The sequence below is a fragment of the Alcaligenes sp. EGD-AK7 genome (assembly GCF_000465875.3).
In the GTDB taxonomy this organism is placed as follows: Bacteria; Pseudomonadota; Gammaproteobacteria; order Burkholderiales; family Burkholderiaceae_B; genus Alcaligenes; species Alcaligenes phenolicus.
Window position 1 is genome coordinate 25,091 of record NZ_AVOG02000008.1, and the last position, 23,951, is coordinate 49,041.

General features: G+C 57.2%; 24 protein-coding genes. 14 read left to right on the forward strand and 10 right to left on the reverse strand.

Annotated features, from left to right (window positions below):
• Positions 1-95: 95 nt before the first annotated feature.
• Positions 96-1,103, reverse strand: coding sequence for an oxygen-dependent tRNA uridine(34) hydroxylase TrhO (gene trhO / locus N879_RS08075; RefSeq protein ID WP_022983316.1), 1,008 nt, complete (start codon positions 1,101-1,103; stop codon positions 96-98).
• Between the two features lie 212 nt (positions 1,104-1,315).
• Between trhO and N879_RS08080 the strand changes: the two genes are divergently transcribed.
• Together N879_RS08080 and N879_RS08085 are read left to right on the forward strand one after the other, a co-directional pair.
• Positions 1,316-2,419 (forward strand): metal-dependent hydrolase, encoded by a 1,104-nt coding sequence (locus tag N879_RS08080; RefSeq protein WP_009460807.1) that lies wholly within the window; start codon positions 1,316-1,318, stop codon positions 2,417-2,419.
• A gap of 212 nt (positions 2,420-2,631) precedes the next feature.
• Complete coding sequence (locus N879_RS08085) at positions 2,632-3,585, forward strand: DUF3829 domain-containing protein (RefSeq protein WP_009460805.1); 954 nt, start codon at positions 2,632-2,634, stop codon at positions 3,583-3,585.
• Between the two features lie 300 nt (positions 3,586-3,885).
• Here N879_RS08085 and N879_RS08090 read toward each other — a convergent pair whose 3' ends face one another.
• Positions 3,886-4,269, reverse strand: a complete 384-nt coding sequence (locus N879_RS08090; protein ID WP_022983317.1) for a DUF4168 domain-containing protein — start codon at positions 4,267-4,269, stop codon at positions 3,886-3,888.
• Between the two features lie 116 nt (positions 4,270-4,385).
• Entirely contained in the window at positions 4,386-4,805 is a 420-nt protein-coding gene (locus N879_RS08095; RefSeq protein ID WP_009460801.1) for a DUF411 domain-containing protein, read from the reverse strand.
• 117 nt (positions 4,806-4,922) lie between these two features.
• Here N879_RS08095 and N879_RS08100 point away from each other — a divergent pair, with 117 nt between their 5' ends.
• Together N879_RS08100 and N879_RS08105 are read left to right on the forward strand one after the other, a co-directional pair.
• Positions 4,923-5,399, forward strand: coding sequence for a YbaK/EbsC family protein (locus N879_RS08100; protein WP_009460799.1), 477 nt, complete (start codon positions 4,923-4,925; stop codon positions 5,397-5,399).
• A gap of 353 nt (positions 5,400-5,752) precedes the next feature.
• On the forward strand, positions 5,753-6,781 hold the full coding sequence (locus N879_RS08105) for a sigma-54 interaction domain-containing protein (protein WP_022983318.1): 1,029 nt from the start codon (positions 5,753-5,755) through the stop codon (positions 6,779-6,781).
• A gap of 40 nt (positions 6,782-6,821) precedes the next feature.
• Here the strand turns inward: N879_RS08105 and N879_RS08110 are convergent, their stop codons facing one another.
• A complete protein-coding gene (locus N879_RS08110) occupies positions 6,822-7,358 on the reverse strand; it encodes a DUF4142 domain-containing protein (protein WP_031232544.1) in 537 nt (178 codons plus the stop codon).
• A 235-nt stretch (positions 7,359-7,593) separates the two neighbouring features.
• Between N879_RS08110 and rpoN the strand changes: the two genes are divergently transcribed.
• The gene (gene rpoN, locus N879_RS08115; protein WP_022983319.1) at positions 7,594-8,964 is read left to right on the forward strand and encodes an RNA polymerase factor sigma-54; all 1,371 of its coding nucleotides are present in this window, start codon (positions 7,594-7,596) and stop codon (positions 8,962-8,964) included.
• Between the two features lie 63 nt (positions 8,965-9,027).
• The gene (locus N879_RS08120) at positions 9,028-10,428 is read left to right on the forward strand and encodes an alpha,alpha-trehalose-phosphate synthase (UDP-forming) (protein ID WP_009460787.1); all 1,401 of its coding nucleotides are present in this window, start codon (positions 9,028-9,030) and stop codon (positions 10,426-10,428) included.
• Here N879_RS08120 and N879_RS08125 read toward each other — a convergent pair.
• Entirely contained in the window at positions 10,373-11,434 is a 1,062-nt protein-coding gene (locus N879_RS08125; RefSeq protein WP_039942255.1) for a mechanosensitive ion channel family protein, read from the reverse strand. The genes N879_RS08120 and N879_RS08125 overlap by 56 nt on opposite strands.
• Positions 11,435-11,571: 137 nt before the next feature.
• On the opposite strand from N879_RS08125, the gene N879_RS08130 reads away from it, so the two are divergent.
• The 5 genes from N879_RS08130 to N879_RS08150 all read left to right on the forward strand — a co-directional run bounded on the left by N879_RS08130 (position 11,572) and on the right by N879_RS08150 (position 15,700).
• The gene (locus N879_RS08130; RefSeq protein ID WP_009460783.1) at positions 11,572-11,919 is read left to right on the forward strand and encodes a KGG domain-containing protein; all 348 of its coding nucleotides are present in this window, start codon (positions 11,572-11,574) and stop codon (positions 11,917-11,919) included.
• An 85-nt stretch (positions 11,920-12,004) separates the two neighbouring features.
• A complete protein-coding gene (locus N879_RS08135) occupies positions 12,005-12,976 on the forward strand; it encodes an SDR family oxidoreductase (RefSeq protein ID WP_022983321.1) in 972 nt (323 codons plus the stop codon).
• A gap of 1 nt (position 12,977) precedes the next feature.
• Complete coding sequence (otsB, locus tag N879_RS08140; protein ID WP_022983322.1) at positions 12,978-13,772, forward strand: trehalose-phosphatase; 795 nt, start codon at positions 12,978-12,980, stop codon at positions 13,770-13,772.
• Positions 13,773-13,817: 45 nt separating this feature from the next.
• Positions 13,818-14,942, forward strand: coding sequence for a DUF3182 family protein (locus N879_RS08145; protein ID WP_009460777.1), 1,125 nt, complete (start codon positions 13,818-13,820; stop codon positions 14,940-14,942).
• Entirely contained in the window at positions 14,939-15,700 is a 762-nt protein-coding gene (locus N879_RS08150) for an alpha/beta hydrolase family protein (RefSeq protein ID WP_009460775.1), read from the forward strand. The genes N879_RS08145 and N879_RS08150 overlap by 4 nt, the downstream gene beginning before the upstream one ends.
• A gap of 1 nt (position 15,701) precedes the next feature.
• On the opposite strand, the gene N879_RS08155 is transcribed toward N879_RS08150, so the two are convergent.
• From N879_RS08155 to N879_RS08170, 4 genes are read right to left on the reverse strand one after another with little or no spacing between them, the layout of a single operon-like run.
• The gene (locus tag N879_RS08155; RefSeq protein WP_009460773.1) at positions 15,702-16,268 is read right to left on the reverse strand and encodes a hypothetical protein; all 567 of its coding nucleotides are present in this window, start codon (positions 16,266-16,268) and stop codon (positions 15,702-15,704) included.
• 55 nt (positions 16,269-16,323) lie between these two features.
• On the reverse strand, positions 16,324-17,076 hold the full coding sequence (locus N879_RS08160; protein ID WP_009460771.1) for an enoyl-CoA hydratase/isomerase family protein: 753 nt from the start codon (positions 17,074-17,076) through the stop codon (positions 16,324-16,326).
• A 43-nt stretch (positions 17,077-17,119) separates the two neighbouring features.
• On the reverse strand, positions 17,120-19,222 hold the full coding sequence (locus N879_RS08165) for an acetate--CoA ligase family protein (protein WP_009460768.1): 2,103 nt from the start codon (positions 19,220-19,222) through the stop codon (positions 17,120-17,122).
• Positions 19,223-19,256: 34 nt separating this feature from the next.
• On the reverse strand, positions 19,257-20,255 hold the full coding sequence (locus N879_RS08170) for a Bug family tripartite tricarboxylate transporter substrate binding protein (RefSeq protein ID WP_022983323.1): 999 nt from the start codon (positions 20,253-20,255) through the stop codon (positions 19,257-19,259).
• A 341-nt stretch (positions 20,256-20,596) separates the two neighbouring features.
• Here N879_RS08170 and acuI point away from each other — a divergent pair, with 341 nt between their 5' ends.
• From acuI to N879_RS08185, 3 genes are read left to right on the forward strand one after another with little or no spacing between them, the layout of a single operon-like run.
• Entirely contained in the window at positions 20,597-21,583 is a 987-nt protein-coding gene (acuI, locus tag N879_RS08175; RefSeq protein ID WP_009460764.1) for an acrylyl-CoA reductase (NADPH), read from the forward strand.
• Positions 21,584-21,628: 45 nt separating this feature from the next.
• Positions 21,629-22,780 (forward strand): CaiB/BaiF CoA transferase family protein, encoded by a 1,152-nt coding sequence (locus N879_RS08180; protein WP_009460762.1) that lies wholly within the window; start codon positions 21,629-21,631, stop codon positions 22,778-22,780.
• Entirely contained in the window at positions 22,777-23,529 is a 753-nt protein-coding gene (locus N879_RS08185) for an enoyl-CoA hydratase/isomerase family protein (protein ID WP_009460760.1), read from the forward strand. The genes N879_RS08180 and N879_RS08185 overlap by 4 nt, the downstream gene beginning before the upstream one ends.
• 117 nt (positions 23,530-23,646) lie before the next feature.
• On the opposite strand, the gene N879_RS08190 is transcribed toward N879_RS08185, so the two are convergent.
• Positions 23,647-23,951: IclR family transcriptional regulator domain-containing protein (locus N879_RS08190; RefSeq protein ID WP_022983324.1), on the reverse strand; the 305-nt coding region annotated here is incomplete at its 5' end.

The following is a 23,951-nucleotide window of genomic DNA, read 5'->3' on the forward strand; positions in this document are numbered from 1 at the left end:
TTATGCAAAGCGCCCTTCTGTAGCAGAAGGGCGGACTATAAACGACGCAGCGCCAGAATCAAGCTAGTAGAGGTAACACAGTGGCCCGATCAGGGCTAGGCGTCCTTGCCTTGCTGAGCCAGCAGGCGTTGCTCTTCCGCCTTGCGGCGGGCGGCCTCACGGCGCTCGGTCAACTCGTCCATGCTGACGCCAATGTGACGCTCTTCACGCTCGCGCGCCAAGGCCACTTGCTTTTGACGCTCACGGAAACGCTCGATCTGCTCGGGGGAACTGTGGCCGTGGCAGTAGGGACAGCTGACGCCTTCTTCGAACTGGGGCGAGGCTTTTTCCTCTTCGCTGATAGGCATGCGACAGGCACGGCAGAAATCATAATCGCCGGGTTCCAGACCGTGACGCACCGATACGCGCTCGTCGAACACAAAGCAGTCACCATCCCACAGGCTTTCTGCTGCTGGAATCTCTTCCAGATATTTCAGAATGCCGCCTTGCAGGTGGTAAACCTGATCAAAACCCTGCGAGCGCATGAAGGCCGTGGATTTTTCACAGCGGATACCGCCAGTGCAGAACATGGCCACACGGGGCTTGCCATGCAAGACACCGCCTTCCTTGGACTGCTCGGCCACCCACTGAGGAAACTCGGTAAAGCTTTGGGTCTTGGGGTTGATGGCACGGTTAAAAGTGCCAATACCCACTTCGTAATCGTTGCGGGTATCCACCACCACCACGTCCGGATCGCTGATCAGGGCATTCCAGTCTTCGGGAGCAACATACTCGCCCACCATTTCGGCGGTTTTCAGATCCGGTACACCCAGGGTAACGATCTCTTTTTTCAGCTTCACCTTGAGGCGGTAAAACGGAGCCTTGTCGGCATAGGATTCTTTATGCACCAGGCCAGAAATACGTGGATCGGAGTTCAGATATGCCAAGACGGCACGAATACCCTCCTGAGGGCCGGCAATCGTGCCGTTAATCCCTTCGCGCGCCAGCAACAGCGTGCCTTTGACTTCATGCTGCTCGCAAAAAGCAAACAAGGGGTCGCGCATTTGTGCGAAATCGGGCAATTCCACGAACTTATATAAAGCCGCGATCAGGTAGGTAGACATAGGTAAACGAATTCTCTGGATAGAAGCGGTGGCGCAGCCCGCAGGCGGTAGGACAGCGTAGGCCGTCGTACACTATACGCGACTGATACCCCTTGGGCCTTTGACGCCCGTCAAAAAAATAGGGCGGGCCGGGGATTCAACTTTAAAATCATAACGCTAAAGCCGTCAGGCCGCATCTGGCCCCGGTCCCTGTTTCACTTTGCACGAGAGCTATGGATTCCGTAACACAAGCAGTCCTCGGTGCCAGCATCTGCGGCTCCCTCCTCGGGCGGCAGTATGGCCGCAAGGCGATCCTGTCCGGTGCCATCATCGCCACCCTGCCCGATCTGGATGTCTTCATTCAATATGGGGACCCGATTACCTCCATGGTCAGTCATCGCGGTTTCTCGCACTCTTTATTTGTGTTGAGCGCGGCAGGCATCCTGATCACCCTTTTATGGCGACTGCTGTTTCCACAAGCACGTGCCTCTGCGGGGAGGCTGGGGATGGCGGTCTGGCTGGCGCTGATTACCCACCCTCTTCTGGATGCCTTCACCAGTTACGGAACGCAATTGCTGTGGCCTTTGGCCGCTACCCCGGCAACCTGGTCCAGCATCTTCATTATTGACCCGCTCTATACCGTGCCCTTACTGATCGCCACGATCATAGGCTTGATACGTGGACCGGCACCCGCAACGATACGGGCCTGCAACTGGGCCTTGCTCTTGAGCAGCCTGTATCTGGCAGCCTCGGTAGGTGCCAAGTTCTGGGCCGAGCAACAGGCGACCGCACAGCTCAAACAAGAGCAGGTGGAAATCACGCGGGTATACTCCGCCGCCCAACCCATGAACATCCTGCTCTGGCGTGTACTGGTGCGCGACACACAGGACCGGGAATGCGAAGTCATGGTGGGCCTGCTGGACCGGCTGCGTGCACCCAAGGGGCATCAATACGAATCCCTGTGCCTGCCCGTTCATAGCGACTACACCCAGTTGTTCCCCCCCTTGAAACAGCTGGAGCAACTGCGCTGGTTTTCGGACGATTGGCTGCGCTACGACATCATCGATGACCTGCTGGTGGTCAGTGATATACGCATGAGCCTGGGCCCCGGCCAGTACAGTTTCCGCTTTGTCGTAGCCGAACGCATTGCAGACGACACCTGGTTGCCCGTGATTCCGTATCGTTGGGCCAGTGGCCACAATATTGCTTTGCTAAAGCCCGTTCTGCGTCGTATTTGGGAGCCGACTCCACCGCTACCGCTACAAGAATGGGCCAAACGCATTGATGCCGGTGTACCTATTCCCAGGGCAAGCCCAGATTTCCAGGACATGGATTAAGCAAGGCCAAAAACCAGAGATGGAGACGGGCCTGTGCAAGGTGGGCATAGCCAACTGTTGCTAGCCCGCCCGGCCGCGTGTAGCACGCGCTCCTGAAACATAAGGTCCTAGCTTGATACAAAATACGAAGTGGTGAAGCTATAAAATTGCGTCCTGCCCGATAGGGGTTTTAACGTATTGCCAACGCATCAAAAGCATCAATCACTTTCATCATGAATTTAAAAAAAATATCTGTTTTCGCCACGCTGGGCCTTTGCATCGCTATTGCGGGCTGCAACAGCGAAGAAGCGACAGAAGCACCATCTCAAGCGGTCTCATCCGAGCAAGGCTTTATCCAGAAATACAATGCCTATGTTGAAGTTGCCAATAGCTTGCATACGCCTTTCTACCGTGCGCTTTCCGATTATCAAACCGTCTACGAGCCTGCCGTGCGCTCGGGCAAGAAGCTGGATAACTATTCCGTTGTTTCACTGGTAAGCATCAAGAACACCCAGGAAAAACTGAAGTCCGCCTTGGCACTGGAAGCCAACATGCCGGAAATAGATGGACCAGCAAAGCAGTTTGACGACTCCTTGACCAAGCTGGCACCTCTCAATTCCGAGTTGAACAACTATGCCGAATCAAAAGAGTTTCTGACGGATGGCGGCAAAAAGGCAGCCGACAATAACGAGGCGTTCGTCAACGCCCTGACAGAAGTCGTACAGGCAGAGGCTGCATTTCTCCAAGGCATTCAGAAACAGGATGAGATAAACATCCAGACCTCTTTCGATAAAGCTCCCAAGGACTCCATGGAGCATTACCGTTTGGGTGCCGTGCTGTTCAGCAAGCAGGCCATGAACAAAGTCGACGCTATTTTCGAGCAGCAGGGGGCAAAAGAGAGCATCCCCCCCTTCCAGGAAAGTCTTGACCAGGCAGCTGCGATGATCAGTAACTGGGATAAAAAATTCAAGGAAGAAACGCCGCAAGGATGCCCACGAATCATGTCGAAAATGAATGAATTCCTGGCCCAGGGCAGAAGCGTCATCCAGCATGCCTCTGAAGGCAATTACGTACCTCAGGAAGGCTCGATCAGCTGGCAGATCAATAACCCCATAAAAAATGACGCCAGCAGCTTGCAATTGAAATTCAATGCAATGATCGGGGCGCTTAACTATCCCCGTTGCTAATGGCACCCAGAGACTGAGCTTGAAGCCGTAAACCTGGCGTCAGGCTCCAGTCTCAATGCAGGCAGTCATGCCGGCTCTGGCGGGCACGCTTCGTCTTGAAGCGATCCACACAACAAGCCCCCACGCTGCGCCTTTGGCTTAGTGCCTCCGAGGGGCTTTTTACCGGGGGCGCCGAGCTTTAGGGCAGCACGGCGCCAAAAAAAACCCTGGACGATTACGTCCAGGGTTTAAATTTACCCACTACGGTCACTACAAAATGACACCCGGCGCTCTGTCAAACCCGAGGATCACAAACAAGCCTTATTTCAGCATCCCTTCAACACGCTGGCGCAAGGCCGGGTCCTGCTGAATCGCCAGACTGATGCCGTTGTAGTCCGCCAGATCCATGCCATTGGCACTGACCACGCCTACCAGGCGCTGGTCGGCTTCCTGAACAATAGCCTGACGCTCTGCATCACTTTTGGCCGCATCCAGACGCGGCTGATATTCCGAAGCAGTTTGGGCGACCTTCTTGTAGGTGCGCGCATATTGCTCCAGCTGAGAATCCGTAGGTTTAACGATCTGGGTGGCAGCAGGGGCTGCCGAGTTGGCCGGAGCCGCATTGCCCTGGGCCATCGCAAAAGGGCTGTACATGCCAAATGCGACTGCGGTAGCAGCAAGAAAAGCTTTAACTGGGGGCTGCATGGATAGAACCTCCTAAACAGAGTCAATGAACGATCATCATGACAAGAGCGGCAGCAGCTTACAAGTTTCTCAATGTAGTTTCGTGTATCTGCATGCCACCCTTCCCGTTACAGACTTCAGTCGCGCGAGTAAGGACGTCCATTAAAGTCCACGGTTACCAAATTGCCGTCCATCTGGCCCATGCCGGGTGAATTGGCGGGCATGCCTGGCGCGGCCACCCCACGCACACTGCCATCATTCATCATGCGTTTGACGACCTTGGCAGGCACATGGCCTTCAATCAATTGCCCCGTCTCTTCAATCATCGCGGTGTGGCAGGACGCCAGGTTCTCCGGCACTCTCAAAAGCCGCTTCACGTCTTGAATCTTCACGACCTTGACCTCTTTGACCTCAAAGCCTTCATCGCGCATGTGCTGTGCCCAGCCCCCACAACAACCACAGTTAGGATCCTGGTACATCGTAATAGCGGGACCCTCTGCCAACGCCATGGAACTGAAGGCCATCAGGCTGGCCGTCAACAATAAAGGTTTAATCACAATTACATTCCTGTTTTGCAGCGCCACGGCGCTCTGGTTGACACTCTCATGCACTTGACTAAGACTAGGCACTCGCAAAAAAGTTTAACAAAACACACTAATCCGTCCTGATCCGCCATGAGTCTTGATTCCGTCAAACAGTTTTTTAACGAACACGCTGCCGATATTCAGGTAATTGAAACCACCGAAAGCACAGCCACCGTCGTGCTGGCTGCGCAAGTGCACCAAGTCGAGCCGGGACAAATTGCCAAGACGCTTAGCTTGAAAGTGGGCGATAAAGTAGTACTGCTGGTCGCTCGAGGTGATGCCCGTCTGGACAACAAGAAGCTGCGTACCGCCTTCGGTACGCGCGTAAAAATGCTGGACCTGGAAAGCACTGAAGCCTTGACGGGTCACCCGGTTGGCGGGGTCTGCCCCTTTGGTCTGGCTACCCCGCTGGAGATTTACTGCGATCTGTCCTTGCAGGACTACGACACGGTCTTGCCCGCAGCAGGCTCTATTAATTCTGCGGTACGCATCACCCCGCAGCGCCTGGCCGAGCTGACCCGCGCGCAATGGATTGATGTGACTCAGCCGCCTCCAGCTCAGTCCTGACCCCCACCTGCGATTGGGTCAGAGGTTGACCTGCTGCCTTGTGCCCCCCAGGCGCAGGCAAACCTGCCCGTCGCTGACAGGTAAACAGATGTGTAAGTTGAATACGTACATGACCAGGCGACAAAAAACGCCATAAGAGCTCAAGGCATGGGGACGCGGCCATAAGGTATTTTCAGAAAATAAGCGGGTTCGTCCTTGCCATATCTGGTAACGAATGCCCTTTCTATCCTGATTAGGATAAGACATCGGATCTCAAATTAACTTTGTCTATCCCAGAGGAAAAAATGCCCCACCTATTATTGCTGGAGACAGATTCAGCTTTTATAAGCCTTTTTTTGGCATTGGCGCGGCAGATGAACTTTTCCGCCATCGCTGCAAATACGCCAGAAGATGTTCTGATCCGTTATCACCAGAAAACTCCTGATGCCCTGCTGTTTGGCCCCAGTGTCAGCGCCCTGCAGGCTCAGGAGTTGAGCCGTCGCATCGGACTGGATGCGGTGGAAAGCTATACCTTGCACGCCTACAGTGGCTCGACCCGGCAAGACCAGGCGCAATTGCGCACCTTGCTGGAGCAATTAAAATCCAAGTATCAAAACGGTGCCTGTGCTTTTCAAGCCGAGCAGCATCATGACTTTGGCGAGTTTGTAGGCTGTTCCGCCCCCATGAAAAAACTCTATGAAAAGATCAGCAAAGTGGCCAGCACCGACCTGCCTGTGCTGCTGATTGGCGAGAGTGGCACCGGCAAGGAACTGGCGGCCCGGGCCATTCACCGCTGCAGCGCTCGCAAGGAACAGGCGTATGTACCCATCAACTGTTCAGCCATTTCAGAACAACTGATCGAAAGCGAGCTGTTCGGCCACGAAAAAGGCAGCTTTACCGGAGCCGAACGTAATCGGCAGGGCTACTTTGAACTGGCGGACCAGGGCACGCTGTTCCTGGACGAAATAACCGAAATGCCCATAGACGCCCAAACCAAGCTGCTGCGCGCATTGGAAAATGGCGAATACATGAAGGTAGGTGGCGACAAGTTGATCAAACATGATGCCCGCATCATCGCTGCGACCAATCGCACGCCCATGCGCGCTATTGAGGACAAGAAACTGCGCGAAGATCTGTATTACCGCCTGGGGGTCTTTCCGATTCAAATTCCCCCCCTGCGTGAACGCGGCAACGATGCCGTCCTGATCGCCAAGCACTTGGTAGAACAGCTGAACCAGGAGCATCAGCAGAACCGCTCACTGAGCCTGGCCAGCATGAAGGAGATCGAGCGCTATCACTGGCCGGGCAATATACGCCAGCTACGCAATGCAGTATTGCGCAGCTATGTAATGAGCAACAGCGATCAAGTGGAAATCAATATGGAGGCCGACCCCATGGAATAAATGCTTGCCCAGTGTGGAACTGAGCAAGCTTGGCAAAAGCTTACTGGGCCACGGCAGGCTTCATGGAGTCTGCCAGCGCATGAGCATGCCGCAAGTGTTGCTGCAGCATGGGCAAAGCGTCCTGAGCAAAACCCATGACTTCCTTGTCTTTGCCATCCTTGATGTAGTCCTCAAAGAGCTTGATGGTGTCCTCATGCGCTTTGACTGCCGCTTCGTTGGCATAGTCCGCATCGAACTGTTCACCCTCCGCGCCCTCTAGCATGGAGATCTTGCCGCGCTGCATCAGGCTGGGCTCGGTGGGCAGTTCCACCTTGCGGGCCTGTGCCAGCGTCTGCAATTCCTTGGCCAGCTGCTCGTGGTCGTCGATCATCATTTGTGCAAATTCGACCACTCTATCGTTGTTGCTGCGCTCCAGAGCCAGCTTGGCAGCCGTCACTTCAAAATGTCCCGATTGTGCCGCATCTCTCAAAAACCCTTTATCCGGAGAAAACAGCTCAATGGCAGAAGCACTGCGAACACTCAAACCCAATACCAGACCCGCCGCCAGCGCCAAACACATCAGATGTCTTACTCGCATCGCACACCTCCAAAAACGTCAGTCATTGCCTGAAGCCAGAACATCTTTGCTGACCTGAGGCCAATCCGCATGGCCAGCAAAGCCTTGACGGTGTCCTAGCAAGGGCCGTACCCGCGCCTTCAACCTTGGGGCAGGAACGGAACTTGCTATGTAGATAGCACAGGGCCCGGATCATCCCGGCAACTGTGTCCGAAGAACTGTCGGTTCGCATCACCAAGCACAAGGAGACGCCACCATGAAGCTGGAAATGGTTCCGCAGCTGCACATGCAGCAAACCCTCTCGCAGCGACTGCAACAGTCCGCACAAATCCTGCAGCTCTCGGCGCAGGAGCTGCAAACGCTGGTACAAGACAGCCTGCAAGACAATCCCCTACTGGAACCCGCTCCAGAACCCGCCGCCCCCGTACGAGAGGGCCTGTCCCATCCTGGGTCCAGCCAAAGCGCTCACCTGATCGATAAGCACGACATAAGCCCGGCTCCGCGCAGCCGTGACGAACAGATCCTGGAGCATGTACGTTTGAGTCACGCCAGTGAGCGCTGCAAGGCCTTATGTGCCCTGATCGTGAACGCCCTGGATGACAACGGATACTTGCGCGATCACTTTGAAGACCTGCTCCCCACCGGCTACGAACACATCCCCCTTGCCGAATGGCAAACCGCGCTGGCGCTGGTCCAGTCCCTTTCTGTTCCCGGTACAGGTGCCCACTGCCTGTCCGACGCGTTGCGCTTGCAGATCCAGGCGCGTCAGTCTCTAGACCCGGTTCTGAAACAGAGACTGCTCAAGTTAGTGGCTACCGAGCTGCCCGCGCTGGCGCAAGGCGAGTGGTCACAAGTGCAGAGCCGCCTGAATCTGTCCGATGCAGACTTTCATCAGGCGCTGCGCGAACTGCAAAGCCTGGACCCCAAGCCCGGTCTGGCTTATCTGGAGCCGTTACGCCAGGCCATTACGCCAGACGTCCACGTCTACCGCGATGGCAAGCATTGGCGTGTGCTCGCGGACCCTCGCAGCCTGCCACGCGTTCAGGTGCATCAAGAATATGCCGCCACCCTGGAGCAACAGGCACGCACGCAACAGAACCGCCCTTTGCACAGCGCCCTGACTCAGGCTCGCTGGCTGGCCGAGAGTCTGGCGATGCGACGCAGCACGGTGTGCCGTGTCGCTGAATTCATCGTCCGGCACCAGATCCTTTTTTTCGAGCTAGGTGAGCAAGGCTTGCAACCCCTGCGCATCAGCGATCTGGCCAAGGAGCTGGATCTGCATCAATCCACCATCTCCAGAGCGACTGCCAACAAGTACATGAGCACTCCCTTTGGCACCTTGAGCTTCAGGCATTTTTTCTCCGGCGAGCTGGAGACTGATTTCGGTGGCAGTTGCTCCACCGCCCTGGTCAAGGAGCAGATACGCCGGCTGATTGCCAGCGAACCAGAACGTCAGCCTTTAAGCGATGTCGACTTGCATCAGGCGCTGCGTCAGAACAGTGTGGAGCTATCCAAACGAACCGTCACCAAGTACCGCCTGCAACTGGGTATTCCCAATGCCCGCGAACGTTTGCAACGGGCACGCCTGCGTGCTGTCAGCGGGCAGGATGTGCACCCCTTGAATTGAACGGGTACGCAATTTGCTGATTCTCCAACGAAGATCCCTTAATAAAACAAAGCGAGAATCAGCATGAGCAAAATCATTGTGGTGTCCGTACGCGTGGCCAGTTCCGATCAACCTTGCACAGGCGGGCTGGCCGTCGCAGTAGATCAATTGTTAAAGCACCCGCAGACCCAGGGCATCTGGCTGGGGTGGAACGGTCAATGTGATTCACAGCCGGGTTCGCTGCGTACCGAAGATCGGGGCAGCTACCAAGCCGTCACCTTCTCCTTCACCCAGGAGCAATACGAACAGTTTTACTGCGGTTACGCGAACACCTGCCTTTGGCCCGCCTTTCACTACCGCCTGGACCTGATGGACTTCCAGACCCACCACTTCCAGCAATACCTGGAGATCAACCGGCAAATTGCCGCTTATTTGCGCCAGATTGCCGAAGAGGACGACTTGATCTGGGTCCATGACTACCACCTGATGCCATTAGCCCATTTTTGCCGAGAGCAAGGAATGCAGCAGGCCATTGGCCTGTTCTTTCACACCCCCTTTCCGTGCCCGGAGATTCTGCGCTCCATTCCCCGCTATGAACAATGGCTGCCCATGCTGCACCATTACGACCAGATTGGCGTCCAGAGCCGTGGCGACCATCATGCGCTGACAGCCGCACTCCAGACATTAGTGCCACCGCGCACGAGCGAGTCAGGCGCCCGTACCGTCAGCACGGACGTCTATCCCATCAGTATCGATGTGGATCTGGTTCAGGCTCTGGCCAAGGCCCCCTCATGGACCGACAGCGCCACACCAATCGAGCCAGTCAACGGGCCTGACACCATTATCAGTGTGGACAGGCTGGATTACACCAAGGGTCTGGCCTATCGGCTGCGCACCCTGGATACGCTGCTGCGCAGCTACCCGACGCTGCACGGGCAAACAACGTATGTCCAAATCGCCCCTTCTACCCGCGGCGATATTCACGATTATCAAGTCATGCGTGAAGAGCTGGAAAGTCTGGCCGGACAGATTAACGGTCAATTTGCCACGCCAGGCTGGAGTCCGGTGGTGTACATGAACCGCGCCTTTCCGGCCGGCCAGCTGATGCGCATGTTGCGCCGCGCCCGCGTCGGTTTTATCGCACCCTTGCGTGACGGAATGAATCTGGTGGCCAAAGAATATATCGCTGCCCAGGACCCCGCCGACCCCGGTGTCCTGGTTCTGTCCACCTTTACGGGCGCGGCACAATCCCTGCAAGGCGGCTACCTGCCCGTCAACCCATTTGATGCGGACGCCACCGCCCGCAGCCTGTATCAAGCCTTGAACATGTCGCTAGAGGAACGACGCCGACGCCACCAGCATTTAATGATGCAACTGCGACAGCAGGACCTGAGGCAGTGGTGCGAACAGTTCCTGCATGATCTTGGCATCAGCTCGGGCTTGAATCAGGCCCATGACCCTCTGGCTGAGCTTCCAGCATCCTGACGCGTACAAATGCATCCGGTTGGTGCTGACCCAGATAGGCCACCAAGCGCTCGCGCAACAAACAGCGCAAGTCGAACAAACGGCCCGAGTCGGCAGCACTGACCAGAAAGCGCAACTGCATCCCCCACTCATTGGTATCGGTCACCTGCAACACCTGAACGCGCCCATCCCACAATTCAGAGGACTCGCACAAGTCCTTGAATGCCGTGTTCAAGCCCTGGATTTCAACCTTGTAGTCCACCCATAGAAATACCGTGCCCAGCAAAGAGGCGCTGCGACGGGTCCAGTTCTGGAAGACAGTTTCTACAAACCATTGCAAGGGAACGATCAGACGGCGCTCGTCCCACACACGTACCACCACATAAGTGGCCGTGATTTCCTCTATCCGGCCCCACTCCCCTTCCACAATCACCACATCGTCAATGCGTATGGGCTGGGTGAATGCGATCTGCAAACCGGCAATAAAGTTACCCAGCACCGGCCGGGCAGCAATACCGGCTACCAGCCCCGCTACCCCGGCCGATGCCAGCAGGCTGGTGCCCAGTTGCCGTGCGCCGGGTAGAACCATCAAAGCAAAGGACAAGCCCAGCAAGACCAGCAAGAAATGCACACTGCGTGCCAGCACACGCGCCTGGGTGTAGATCTGACGCGAACGCAGATTGTCGGACACATTCAAGGGGTGACGCACCACCACAAGCTGGAACAGAGATTCGACTGCACTCATCAGCATCCAGGTCGTGCAGATAATCAGCACCAGCATGTCCCCAACGATCAGATAGGACTGCCACTTGGCCGAGATGGGGGCCAGCGGAATACATATGCGCAAAAATACGGCCAGAAAAAACAGCCGCGACGGCCAGCGTATCCGTTCGCTGAAAAACCGCAGAAAGTGCTCTGGCGAGGCCAGTCTTTCAATAATCTTGCCACCCAGAAAATGCACCAGCAGCAGTATCGCCCAGCCGCCCAGCAATAACAGCAGCCACATCCACCACGTCATTGACATCATGATTGCTCTCCTGAAAACCATGTCTCCAGATACAGCAACTTGTGTGCCGCGCCCCGCCCCCAGGCAGTCAGGCACGCTTTGTGCTGGGTCAGTCATAACCAATCACGTGATTGGTGTTCTTTCTCAAGGAGAGTTATATGACCCAGCACACCAACAAACAGGATCATAAAGATCAACGTGGCTTTGCCTCCATGGACGACAAAAAGCAGCGCGAGATTGCTGCTGAAGGTGGGCGTGCCTCGCACGAAAAAGGCACCGCGCACGAGTTCACCCCGGAAGAGGCCCGTGAGGCTGGCGCTAAAGGCGGCCGTGTAGCCCATGAACGCGGTACGGCGCACGAGTTCACTTCTGAAGAAGCCCGTGAAGCCGGTGCCAAGGGTGGCCGGGCAGCCCATGAAAAGGGCACGGCCCATGAGTTCGACTCCGAGGAGGCCCGCAAGGCCGGCGCCAAAGGTGGCAAGGCCACCCAGGACCAGCGACGCTAAGCCTTAACCAAGCCCCAGTTGGACGCGGCGCACCCACCAGGGCCGCCGCGCCCTGTCCCATTCCTTGTCTATTTCAGGAGCCGTCATGACAACGCGTCAAACAGTGAAAGAGCAACGTCACCTGCAAGAACAGCAGGACCAGAAGGACAAGAACGGGGTCGGCCAGAACGAGCCCGTCACGCACGATAAGAGCCACCCAGGCAGCGATTACCCCACTCCCCCCCTGCCGCAACAACACCTGGAAAAGCCTGGGTGTGAAAGTGATCTGGACCCGGCCCCCCGCTACGAAGCCTCCAGCTACAAGGGCAGCGGCAAGCTGGAAGGAAAAGTAGCCGTGATTACCGGTGGGGACTCGGGCATAGGCCGGGCCGTTGCCGTGCTCTATGCCCGAGAAGGTGCCGATGTGGCGATTGTGTATTTGCACGAGGATGAAGATGCCGGACGCACTCGTCTGGCCGTCGAGGCCGAAGGCCGCCAATGCCTGACACTGCGCGGCGATGTGAAAGACCCTGAATTTTGCCGACAAGCGATTGAGCAGGTACTTGACCGCTTCGGTCACCTGAATATTCTGGTCAACAATGCCGGCTTTCAGGAACATGCCCAATCCTTGCTGGACCTGACCCCGGAGCGGCTCAATGAAACCTTCCACACCAATATCTATGGCTATATCTACATGGCCCAGGCCTGCCTGCCGCACCTTCACGCGGGCGATGCCATCGTCAATACCAGCTCGGTCACAGCCTTGCGCGGGGCCGCTCATCTGCTGGACTACTCCAGCACCAAGGGCGCCATTATTGCCTTCACGTACTCCCTGGCGGCCAACCTGGCGCCCAAAGGTATACGTGTAAACGCGGTCGCTCCCGGACCCGTCTGGACCCCCTTGAACCCCGCTGACTCCCCGGCCGAAAAAATCCCCGAGTTTGGTGCCGATACGGTCTTTGGCCGCCCCGCCCAGCCGGAAGAACTGGCGCCTGCCTATGTCTACCTGGCCAGCCCGATCACCGCCAGCTACATCACCGGCACCGTGCTCCCCATCACGGGTTACCCAGGAAGCTGATATGAATAACGCTCTGCATTTGGATCAGACCGCCTTGTTTCTGGATCTGGACGGTACCCTGGTCCCCTTGGCTGCGCGGCCTGACCAGGTATTTCTTCCCCCGTCCACCGCCGGCCTGCTGCTGAATCTGCACGCTGCCTGCGACGGCGCGGTGGCACTGGTTTCAGGCCGCGACCATGACAGCCTGCATATCGCCTGCACCAAGCTTCCGCTTGCCATGATCAGCAGCCACGGCGCAGCCATGTATGACGCCGAGGGTCAGGAATGCTGGAACATCCCGATCAACCCGGCTGAGCACCACAGCCTGTCCCGCTCTGTCGCCGCCCTGATCCACCCCTACTCACTGGTTTGGATGGAGCGCAAATCGCACGGTGTGGCTGTGCACTTTCGGCAACGCCCTGAAGTTGGCGAGGCCTTGGCCACGGAACTGCACGTGCTGTGCTCGGAATATCCCGGCTTTGATCTGATCCGCGGACATTGTGTCATCGAACTGCGCATGAGCGGCTTTGACAAAGGCCAAGCCCTGGCCCGGGCCCAACGCCTGCCCGCGTTCGCCGACCGCAAGCCCGTCATGATTGGCGACGACTTGACCGATGAGGCCGCCTTTGAGTTTGTGAACCAGAAAGGCGGGCTGAGCATACGCATCGGTCCTCAGGAGCCAGCCAGCGCGGCCCAGCTTTCCTTGCCACACCCCTCTGACCTGCTGACACTTTTGCAAACCAGTCTGCTGGAGACGCGCTTTTTCTCCGAGCTGGCACAGCGAACGCCCTCAGGCGCCAAAACGGTTGCGCCATGACTCGCTGACACTGGCCGCACTCTCTTTACTTAAAAGGATGGCCCCATGAGCAAGATACTTACCTCTACGCCCAAGACCTCCTTGCAAATCAGCCTGCCCAGCAAGGGCTGCAACAAGGGCGCGCTCCAAAGTCTGGAATTCATGGCCAGGGAACTGGCGCAATTCCTGGATCTGCCTCGAGTCCATATTGACTATGAAGACCAGCTAAAGCCCAGCTCCGGAAACACTTACTACCTCCCCCTGCAGACCTTGAGCCTGGAGCAGGCGCGACAACTGGGTATCGAACAGGCCTCCCAACTGTATGGGGGTGTAGTGCCATATGACTTTCTGGCCCATAAAACCGTCGCCCATCCCCTTCCCCAGGACGATATGGACCGCCCGGAAGGCTGGAACAATGAGCTGGGCCTGGCGTTACGGCACACGGTCTTGCCAGGCTACAGCGTCTTTTCAAGAAACGACGCGCTACGCACAATGAGCCTTCTGGATGAAGCAGGCCAGACCGGCATACGGGCCAAACTGGCCAGTGCTAATGCAGGCAAAGGCCAGAAGGTGATCTACAGCCGTCAAGAGCTGGAAGAGCTCTTGAACCTGCCGCCGTGGCAGAGTCAACTGGAACAGGGTCTGGTACTGGAGGAGAACCTGCTCGATGGCGAGACCTTCAGCATCGGCCAGACCCAGGTGGGCGAGCATCTTTTTTCCTATATCGGCCAGCAACACCAGACCACCAACCTGCAGCACGAGTCCGTATATGGCGGCTCCAGCTTGCTACTGGTTCGCGGCGGGTTTCAGCAGTTGCTGCAGCTCTCGGGCATGAAGCGCATTGAGCATCTGCTTGAGCTGACCATAAGCTACGAAAAAAACATCAGGCAGGCCTTTCCTGAACTGTATGCCTCACGTCGCAACTATGACCTCATCGTCGGTAAAAATGCGCGTGGCCACTACAAGGCAGCCGTACTGGAACATTCCTGGCGTTTTGGCGGAGCGTCCATTGCAGAGATTCTGGCCATCCGCACCCTGCAACGCCACCCTGAGCTCCAACATACTCACGCATGGACACGCGAGCGCTATCTGGACGATGCCAGCCTGGTGAAAAACTCCCCTCATCTTTACAGCCTCGACCAAGAAGACGAGGCGTATCTTGCCCGCTTCGGCGGCCCACTGCCATCATGAGTACGGAAATTTTCAACACCACCATCAAAGTGCCCCATCAGCACCTGGATGCACGCCTGCTAGTCCCCCAATCCCCTGTCCCTGGCATTTTGTTCGTGCACGGTTGGGGCGGCAGCCAGCACTTTGACCTGAAACGCGCCCACACCATTGCCGGTATGGGCTGTATTTGTCTGACCTTTGATCTTGCCGGACACAATTCCAATCAGCACGAGCGCGAGAACGTCACCCGAGAACAGAACTTTCAGGATATCTGCGCGGCCTTCGACACCTTGAGCAGCCACCCTATGGTGGACTCCAGCTCCATCGCCATTGTGGGGCACAGTTATGGCGCCTATCTGGCCTGCCTGTTAAGTGAATTTCGATCGGTACGCTGGCTCAGCTTGCTGGCTCCTGCCTTGTACCCGGACGACGACTGGCTGTCTCCAAAGGATCAGCTCAATCGAGAGTTGCTGCAGGACTACCGTCTGCATACTCATTCTCCGCAAGAGAACCGCGCCTTGCAGGCCTGCTCCAAATTCACGGGAGATGTTTTGCTGTTTGAAGCGGAATACGATGAGCTGATTCCCCGCCAGACCTTGCTAACGTATCGCCAAGCCTTCAGTCAGGCTCATTCCCTGACACATCGAGTGCTGGAAGGCAGCAACCACGCACTGGACGAGAAAGTCGCCCAGCGTGATTACTCCGTGCTGCTTTACCGCTGGATTCAGGAAATGATTATTGGCGCCCGTATTGGGCACCTGCCCAACAACACCACTTGACTCACGCGACAGCCGGACGGTTGGCATAGCCGGAGACAAACTCCTTGGCCTGCCCAGTCTGCGGGTCAAAGACGTGACGGCGTACCTTGCCGATATCCGCACCATAAACGTGAATGCTGATGGATACCTGGTCGTCATACATATTGGAGACCTCGTGTATATCACCCACCGTGGGTGACACCACTTCCACCACGCCTGGTTCCAGAGTCTGTGTGTCTTGTTCTGTCATATGGCCGGTATCGGGATCACGGTCAAAAGGCCGGGAGCGTTCCGCGCCACGCAACATACCAATCAAGCCCCACACGGTATGGTCGTGGATAGGGGTTTTCTGGCCGGGACCCCACACAAAGCTGACCACGGAAAAGCGTTCCTGCGGACAGCAATACAGCAAGTACTGCTGATAAAACTGGGGATGGGGCTGGGTGTACTCCGGGGCCAGCCAATCGTCCTGGGCCACCAGTTCGCCCAGCAGGACACGGCCATCACGCAGGATATCCGCCTCGGCGACAGCCGGGCGGACGGTCAATTCATTCATCCCTTGAATAAAACGCTCAAAACGGGGGTGCATAAGGGGATGTCTCCATAGTTGACTGGGCCTTGCGGCCCAATTCGTGAATCAGTTCTTATTTGTTCAGATACACCGGGGCACGTTTTTCTTTGAACGCGTTCATCCCTTCCTTGGCATCATAACTATCCTCGATCGCTTTCAGTTGCCGCATGGTGCGCGCCATCTGCTCGGACGGGCCGCGCGTCAGCACTTCATTATTGATAAAGCGCTTCAAGGTTTGCAAAACACGCGGCGACATCTTGGCCAAGTCCTGCGCCATACGCACAGCAGCCTGGACTTGCTCGCCTACCGGCACCACTTCATTGGCAAAACCCAGATCGTAAGCACGGCGGGCTTCCAGCGTGCGGCACAACAAGATCACTTCCATGGCGGCATGATGCGGAATGCGCGAGGCCAGGCCCGAGATGATGCCGCCGGTAAAGCCCAGCTTGGCTTCGGGGTAAGAAAACTTGGCACTCTCGGACGCTACCAGCAAGTCCGTCATCATGGCCATCACCAGGGCTCCCCCCACGCACCAACCGCTGACGGCCGCAATAATGGGCTTGTCGGTTTCAAAGCCTACCGTGGGAATGGCGCGCCACAACTCGGGCCACTCATTAATATCCGCCCCGGCAGAAAAAGCGTCATTGCCTGCCCCGGTCAGCACGGCTACGCGGCGTGTGGGGTCTTCGTCAAAGGCCAGAAATGCCTGCTGCAGTTCCTTGACCACGGTAGCGCTCAAGGCATTGCGGCGATCAGAACGGTTGATCGTGAAGATGGAAACACCGTCATCATGGTTTTCTACAAGAATGCACTGATAATCCGACATGGTTTACTCCTCCTGGGTATTTTTCAAAGAATAGGTTTTGGTTTTATTCGCCTATGGACAGGCGGGCATCGACGGCGTGACAGCGGGTAGCCGCCACGATCAAGGGGTTGATGTCCAATTCAAAGTTGGTGTCGCGCAAGTCGTGGGCCAGGAAGCTGACACGCATAATCGCATCGAGCACACCGTCACGATCCAGCATGCGTCCCCGGTACCCCTTCAGCAGCTTGTCGATCATCAAGGTAGATAAAAGTCGATCTGCATCAGCCAGGGTTAAAGGGGCCGCGGCAATCACCCGGTCCGACAGCATTTCCACCAGAATGCCGCCTGCACCAAACACCACGACCGGGCCAAACTGCGCATCCTGACGTGCCCCGATCAGCAGTTCCACATCCCCTTTGGCCATGGCCTGTACCAAAACGCCTTCCAGACGGGCATCTGCTTTATAGGCTTTGGCATTGGCGTAGAGCCGGGCAAAATCGCGTCGCAAGCTGGCGTCGTCGGCCACATCCAGCGCCACCCCACCCGCCTCGGTTTTATGGACGATGTCGGGAGACACAATCTTCATCACCACCGGATAGCCAATCTGCTCGGCCTGCACCACGGCCTGTTCCACGTCCTCGCACACCTGGCCCAGATTCACGGGCAGGCCGTAATGCGCCAGCAGACGTTTGGACTGATCTTCATTCAAAACACCGCGCGGCATGACCGTGGGCGCTTGGCAGGCACTGGGACGCAAGGCTTGCTGGCGCGGCACAAACTGACCGTGACGTTTCCAGGCGGACAAGGCCAGCGCTGCTTCCAGGCTGGAGCTGGCATACGCATGGCCATGCTGGGCCAGCTTCTGCCGCAAAGGCTCGGACGTTACGCCCGCATCAAACGCCACCATGACGGGCTTGGCCCAGTGCGGTTCGGGATGGATGATTTTTTCAATCAGGGCCGCCATCCACTCCTGCGGACACATGGAAGCCGTGATCAATACCGCGTCACTTTGCTGATCCTGCATCAAGGCATCCAAAGTAGCGCGGGCCACTTCGGTGGAGTCCTGCGTCAGACGCGCTCCCAGATCAACCGGGTTATCCGCCTGCCCTGCCGGGTAGTGGGCAGCCAGAGCCTGCTTGGTAGTAGCGGAAAAACTGGACAGTTCCACGCCATGCTCTGCCAAAGCATCTGCAGCCAAGGCCCCACCGCCACCCGAAGGCGTCACAATCGCAACTTTGGAGATCTTGTTGCTGGTAAAGCGCACCATGCTGTTTGCCAGCAAGAGCATGGCCCCCATATCGTCCATCAGGCTGATGCCTTCATCGCGACAGACACTGGCAAACACATCATGGTCGCCCGCTACGCTGGCAGTATGCGAAAAGGCGGCCGCCTTGCCCGCACTGGAGCGCCCTGCCTTGACGGCCAGCCAGGGCTTGCCCGCGGCCTGCGCCCGACGAGCTGTGCGACGCAAAGACTGGGTATCTTTAATGCCCTCTATATAAGTACAGATCACTTGCGTCTTGGGATCATCAATCAGGAAATCCACAAAGTCGCACAGATCCAGGTCAGCCTGATTACCCACCGAAAAACCGTAGGTAAAGCCACCGCCCATCGCCCAGGCCCGATCAAAATAGGTAGTCATCAAGGCACCGCTTTGGCTGACAAAACCAATAGGCCGCTCCGGCAGGCTGTCTCTGTCCAGCACCGGCGAAGAGCACAGCACCAGACTGCGGCTGGGGCTGATCATGCCCAGGCAATTGGGGCCGATCAGTCGCATGCCCGAGTCACGACAGATACGCAGCAAGGCCTGCTCGCGTTCCAGCCCGCGCTCGCCTGCATCAGCAAAGCCTGCGGAGATCACCAGCAAACCGCGTACCCCCATTTGGGCCGCAATCTGCGCCTGTTCCAGAACGGTATCGGCCCCCACCGTAAACACGGCCAGATCCGGAGCGCTATCCAGTGCAGCCAGACCGGGCACAGCGGGCAAACCAAACAAACTGCTGCGGCTGGGATTGATAGGCAGGACCTTGCCGCCATAACCGTGCTTGAGCAGCATACGGAACAGTCGCCCGCCAAACTTGGACTGATCTTCCGAGGCGCCGACCAAAGCTATGGATGCCGGGTCCAGCAAAGCGTCCAGCGTGCTGGCGCAAGTGACGGTTTCCATCACGTTTGTCTCCTGTTGGTGGTTCTGTGAGCGTTTAGTCATCGCTCATCTTGATGGTCTTGAGCAGCTCGCTGTAATAAGCCCGACTCTGCTCCAGATCCTTGGCATACGCATCGCCGTCTTTCCAGCTGGCACTGACACTGATGCGGTGGAAACGCTCTTGAGTCTGCGGCTCGGCCAGAATTTCTTCGGTAGCCTTAGCCAGCTTCTTCATGACATCGTCAGGGGTGCCAGCCGGCACCGCCAGCCCCCAGAACCCTTCAAAAGGCAGGGCCAGATCAAAACCGGCTTCTTTCGGTGTGGGCACATCCGGCAATTCGGGATGACGCACGCTGGCATAGGTCACCAGGGCTTTGGCCTTGCCGCTCTTCACCAGCTCCAGCCCGACTCCATCAATAAAGAAATCGATGTGATTGCCCATCAAGGCCGTCATGGTGTCTGCCGAGCCTTTGAACGGCACATGCAGCAAGTCCAGTTTCTCGGCTTTTTCCAGAATCTCTCCCGCCAAATGACCGCCAGACGCTATACCTGCCGAACCATAGGTCAAGGTGCCGGGCTCCTTGCGGGCCAGCTCGACAAACTCTTTCAAATTGGAGACGGGCAAATCATTGCGCACCGTCATGATGGGAAGGTAACCGGCCAGACTGCCTACAAAATCAAAGCCCTTGATCGGGTCATAAGGCACGTCTCGTATATAGGGCAGCACGGTAAAGGCGGTGCTGGTGGCCAGCAACAAGGTGTAGCCATCGGGTTTGGCGCGACCCACGATAGACGTGCCCAGTGAGGTGGTGCCGCCGGGCCGGTTTTCAATCACGATGGGAACGCCAAGCTTGACGCGCAGACGGTCGGCAAACAGACGCGCCAGATTGTCGCTGTTACCACCTGGGGGATAGGGAACCACAAAGGTCACTTCACGGCTGGGATAGGTATCGGCCGCGATGGCCGCCGGGGCAGAAAAGCTGCTGACTGCCGCCAGTCCCGAGACCAGCACTGTGCGTAGAAGCCCTGTGCGCGAAAAAAAAGAACTGAACATGATCCTTGCCTCCTGTGTGAGAGTTTTTCTCTCTTTGTGTTCCAATATATAGAACGCTGTTCTTGTTTTTGATATTAAAAATGCCGTGAGAACGGCTTGAATACAACAGACAGCAACAACACAAGTAACTTAGGACAACGGTTCAAATAGTGGGATATTTGATTTCAGGTGTCAACTATTAAACCCCTTCGGGATTTCCCCAGTTCGATCATCTGGTCGCATTGGGCTTGACCGCAACGAGCTTCTGGATAAAATGAAAACACTGCTTTTCCATGTCAATTTAAAGAACGCTGTTCCAAATATCAGAACACAAACCCTTAACTGATCGAAGGAATTCACTCATGTTCTCTGCCATCGTCATCGACAAAACCGACGGCCAATACAAAGCCAGCCTGCAATCCCTGGACGAGTCCGCCCTGCCCGAAGGCCAGGTTACCGTCCGCATCGACTACTCCACCCTGAATTTCAAAGACGGCCTGGCCATGACGGGTAAATCCCCCGTAGTGCGCCAGTTCCCCATGGTGCCCGGCATCGACTTTGCTGGCACGGTGACCGACAGCAGCGACCCGAATTTCAAGTCCGGCCAGAAAGTGGTGCTCAATGGCTGGGGCTTGGGCGAAGTACATTGGGGTGGCCTGGCACAACAGGCACGCGTGAAAGGCGATTGGCTGATTCCCCTGCCTGAGGCCTTCTCTACCCAGCAAGCCATGATGATAGGCACCGCCGGCTATACCGCTGCCCTGTGCGTGCGTGCCTTGCAGCGCCAAGGCGTCACGCCGGACAAGGGCCCGATTCTGGTGACAGGTGCCGCGGGTGGCGTGGGCAGTGTCAGCGTGGCCCTGCTGCATGCCCTGGGCTACACCGTCATGGCCAGCACAGGCCGACCTCAGGAAGAAAGCTATCTGAAGGCGCTGGGCGCCAGCGAGATTGTGGACCGCAACACCTTGAGCGAACCGGGCAAGCCACTGGGCAAGGAGCGCTGGGCCGGAGCCATCGACAGCGTAGGCAGCCATACCCTGGCCAATGTTTGTGCAGGCACGCAATACCTGGGCGCAGTCGCCGCTTGCGGTCTGGCCCAGGGCATGGATTTCCCCGCTTCCGTGGCCCCCTTCATTCTGCGTGGTGTGCAATTGATTGGGGTGGACAGCGTCCATTGCCCCAAACCCGAGCGCCTGGCGGCCTGGGACTTGCTGGCCAAGCATTTGTCTATCGAAGCCCTGGAGCGCATCGGCGCCAGCACCATCACACTTTCCCAAGCCATTGATCAAGCCGGCCAGTTACTGGAAGGCAAGGTACGCGGCCGCATCGTGGTTGATGTGAACGCATAAGGCCCTGTCGGCCCCCATCTACCTATCATGCTCTGGAGCTGATTCATGGATACGACACTGCCCCTGAACGGGGTTCGGATACTGGAATTTTGCAATGTGGCCGCTGGCCCGTACTGCGGTATGTTGTTGGCCGATATGGGGGCTGACGTCATCAAGATCGAACACCCCAAAGGGGGTGACACCTTGCGAAGCTGGCCGCCCATCAACCAAGGATATAGCGAGAACTTTGCTTCGCTGAACCGCAACAAGCGCTCGGTAACGCTGGATCTGAAGAACCCCGAAGATGTAGCCAAGGCACGCCAACTGGTACTGGATGCAGACGTCTTGCTGGAAAACAATCGGCCCGGCGTCATGCAGCGCTTGGGGCTGGATTATGAAAGCCTTAAGGCCCTGAATCCCAGACTGCTGTACTGCTCAATTTCTGCCTACGGACAAAGCGGCCCCCGCTCGCAGGAAGGCGGTTTTGACCTGACGATTCAGGCCATGAGCGGCGTGATGAGCGTGACGGGCGAAGCAGGTGGAGCCCCCGTCAAATGCGGAGTTCCACTGGCGGACTTTGCGGCCGGTTTGTATGCGGCGTTTGCCATCAGTGCCGCCTTGCCTCAAGCCCGCGCCACCGGTCAGGGGGCACATATCGACGTGCCCATGCTGGGGACCACCCTGGCCATCGCCGCACTGCAAACCTCCGAGTATTTCGGCAGTGGTCGCGACCCGGACAAGCTGGGTTCCGCCCACCCACGCAATGCCCCCTACCAGGCGTTCCAGTGCAAAGGCGGTTACTTCGCCATGGCAGCGGGCAACGATGCGCTGTGGCGCTCCGTCTGTCAGGTTGTAGAACGCCCGGACCTGATCGAGGACGAGCGTTTCACCAGCACCACCCTGCGCGCCAAACATCAAGACGCCTTGCGTGAACTGCTGGAAGCCATTTTTGCGCAGCACGACTCCGAACATTGGCTGACGCAATTCCGTGCCCAAGGCGTACCCTGCAGTCCCATCAACCGCTATTCCGACGTGCTGCGAGACCCGCAGGTCGAGCACATGGAGTGGGTGCAAAACATTCGCCTGCCGGGCACAGACACCGAGACGCGCACCTTTGTCTCGCCCCTGCGTATCAATGGAGTGGGCTTGCCCGTCCGCATGGCCCCCCCGGCATTGGGCGAACATAACGACAGCATCTTGCACGGAGTTACCCCATGACAGAGCCGTATTGCAGCAGCAGTCCCGGCTTGATCGTGGACTGCGCGGGCAAAGTCTGGACACTGACGCTGAACCGGCCTGACAAGCGCAATGCCTTGTCGGCCGATCTGGTCGAAGCCTTGATCGCGGCCGTGCAGGCCGCGGAAAAGGCCCAGGCGGATCTGCTGATATTGCGCGGTGAAGGCCGCAATTTCAGTGCCGGTTTTGACTTCAGCGACTACGAGCAAGAAAGCGAGGGGGACCTGGTACTGCGCTTTATCCGCATTGAAACCCTCTTGCAGATGCTGGCCTATACGCCCTGCGCCACCCTGGCCCTGGCGCATGGGCAGAACTTTGGCGCAGGCGTGGACTTGATTGCCGTGTGCCGTCAGCGCATCGCCAGTGCCGACGCCCGCTTTCGCATGCCTGGACTGCAGTTTGGTCTGGCGTTGGGAACGGGCAGACTGGCTGCCCTGATCGGCGGCCAGCAGGCTCATCAACTTCTGGCAGGAAGCCAGATTTTTGATGCTGCCAAAGCGGAGCAGCTGGGTTTTATTAACGGCATACAAGAACCCGATACATGGCCTGCTGTCATCGAGCAGGCTCAACAGACTGCGGGCTTGCTGGACGCCACCAGTCGCACCTATCTGCATCAGTTAACGGGCTGCCCACAACAAGCTGATCGGGATATGGCAGCCTTGGTACGCTCTGCTTCCGCACCCGGCCTCAAACAAAGAATTGCGGCCTTCCGGCAAGCCGCAAAATCTTGAACTTTCTTTCCTGAATGGAACTGCCCCCAAAAACTGGAGACGCATCCAGATTTTGGGGGCAATTGGCATCCGGGCGGCTTCTTGCAGCCAGGGCAAGCTGACTGGGGCTGTAGCAGCTTAACGGCCGCTATAGCCCAAACGGCGCGAGATCTGTGCCGCTGCCGTCATCAAGGTTTTACCGGCCTGAACCAGCCGGGCTTCCTCCAGACGTTCCGCAGGCCCGGAAATACCCAAAGCCGCCACCACCATTCCACGACTATCGTAAATAGGCGCAGCCGCCCCCACGACCTGCTCACGCCATTCGCCACGGTTAATGGCATAGCCCTGTTCACGCACCTGCTCCAACTCTCGCCGCAAATCACCAAACTTGACCAGACTGCGAGGCGTATAAGGCTTGAGGCGGTTCTTGACCAGATTCAAGG

Coding starts and splice junctions, on each gene's coding strand:
- N879_RS08155 (WP_009460773.1), bottom strand. CDS start 16,268: ATGCACCCCCGTTTTGAGCGTTTTATTCAAGGGATGAATGAATTGACC.
- N879_RS08130 (WP_009460783.1), top strand. CDS start 11,572: ATGACCCAGCACACCAACAAACAGGATCATAAAGATCAACGTGGCTTT.
- trhO (WP_022983316.1), bottom strand. CDS start 1,103: ATGTCTACCTACCTGATCGCGGCTTTATATAAGTTCGTGGAATTGCCC.
- N879_RS08145 (WP_009460777.1), top strand. CDS start 13,818: ATGAGCAAGATACTTACCTCTACGCCCAAGACCTCCTTGCAAATCAGC.
- N879_RS08085 (WP_009460805.1), top strand. CDS start 2,632: ATGAATTTAAAAAAAATATCTGTTTTCGCCACGCTGGGCCTTTGCATC.
- N879_RS08150 (WP_009460775.1), top strand. CDS start 14,939: ATGAGTACGGAAATTTTCAACACCACCATCAAAGTGCCCCATCAGCAC.
- N879_RS08090 (WP_022983317.1), bottom strand. CDS start 4,269: ATGCAGCCCCCAGTTAAAGCTTTTCTTGCTGCTACCGCAGTCGCATTT.
- N879_RS08105 (WP_022983318.1), top strand. CDS start 5,753: ATGAACTTTTCCGCCATCGCTGCAAATACGCCAGAAGATGTTCTGATC.
- N879_RS08165 (WP_009460768.1), bottom strand. CDS start 19,222: ATGGAAACCGTCACTTGCGCCAGCACGCTGGACGCTTTGCTGGACCCG.
- N879_RS08080 (WP_009460807.1), top strand. CDS start 1,316: ATGGATTCCGTAACACAAGCAGTCCTCGGTGCCAGCATCTGCGGCTCC.
- N879_RS08100 (WP_009460799.1), top strand. CDS start 4,923: ATGAGTCTTGATTCCGTCAAACAGTTTTTTAACGAACACGCTGCCGAT.
- acuI (WP_009460764.1), top strand. CDS start 20,597: ATGTTCTCTGCCATCGTCATCGACAAAACCGACGGCCAATACAAAGCC.
- N879_RS08180 (WP_009460762.1), top strand. CDS start 21,629: ATGGATACGACACTGCCCCTGAACGGGGTTCGGATACTGGAATTTTGC.
- N879_RS08135 (WP_022983321.1), top strand. CDS start 12,005: ATGACAACGCGTCAAACAGTGAAAGAGCAACGTCACCTGCAAGAACAG.
- otsB (WP_022983322.1), top strand. CDS start 12,978: ATGAATAACGCTCTGCATTTGGATCAGACCGCCTTGTTTCTGGATCTG.
- N879_RS08110 (WP_031232544.1), bottom strand. CDS start 7,358: ATGCGAGTAAGACATCTGATGTGTTTGGCGCTGGCGGCGGGTCTGGTA.
- N879_RS08120 (WP_009460787.1), top strand. CDS start 9,028: ATGAGCAAAATCATTGTGGTGTCCGTACGCGTGGCCAGTTCCGATCAA.
- N879_RS08170 (WP_022983323.1), bottom strand. CDS start 20,255: ATGTTCAGTTCTTTTTTTTCGCGCACAGGGCTTCTACGCACAGTGCTG.
- rpoN (WP_022983319.1), top strand. CDS start 7,594: ATGAAGCTGGAAATGGTTCCGCAGCTGCACATGCAGCAAACCCTCTCG.
- N879_RS08185 (WP_009460760.1), top strand. CDS start 22,777: ATGACAGAGCCGTATTGCAGCAGCAGTCCCGGCTTGATCGTGGACTGC.
- N879_RS08125 (WP_039942255.1), bottom strand. CDS start 11,434: ATGATGTCAATGACGTGGTGGATGTGGCTGCTGTTATTGCTGGGCGGC.
- N879_RS08160 (WP_009460771.1), bottom strand. CDS start 17,076: ATGTCGGATTATCAGTGCATTCTTGTAGAAAACCATGATGACGGTGTT.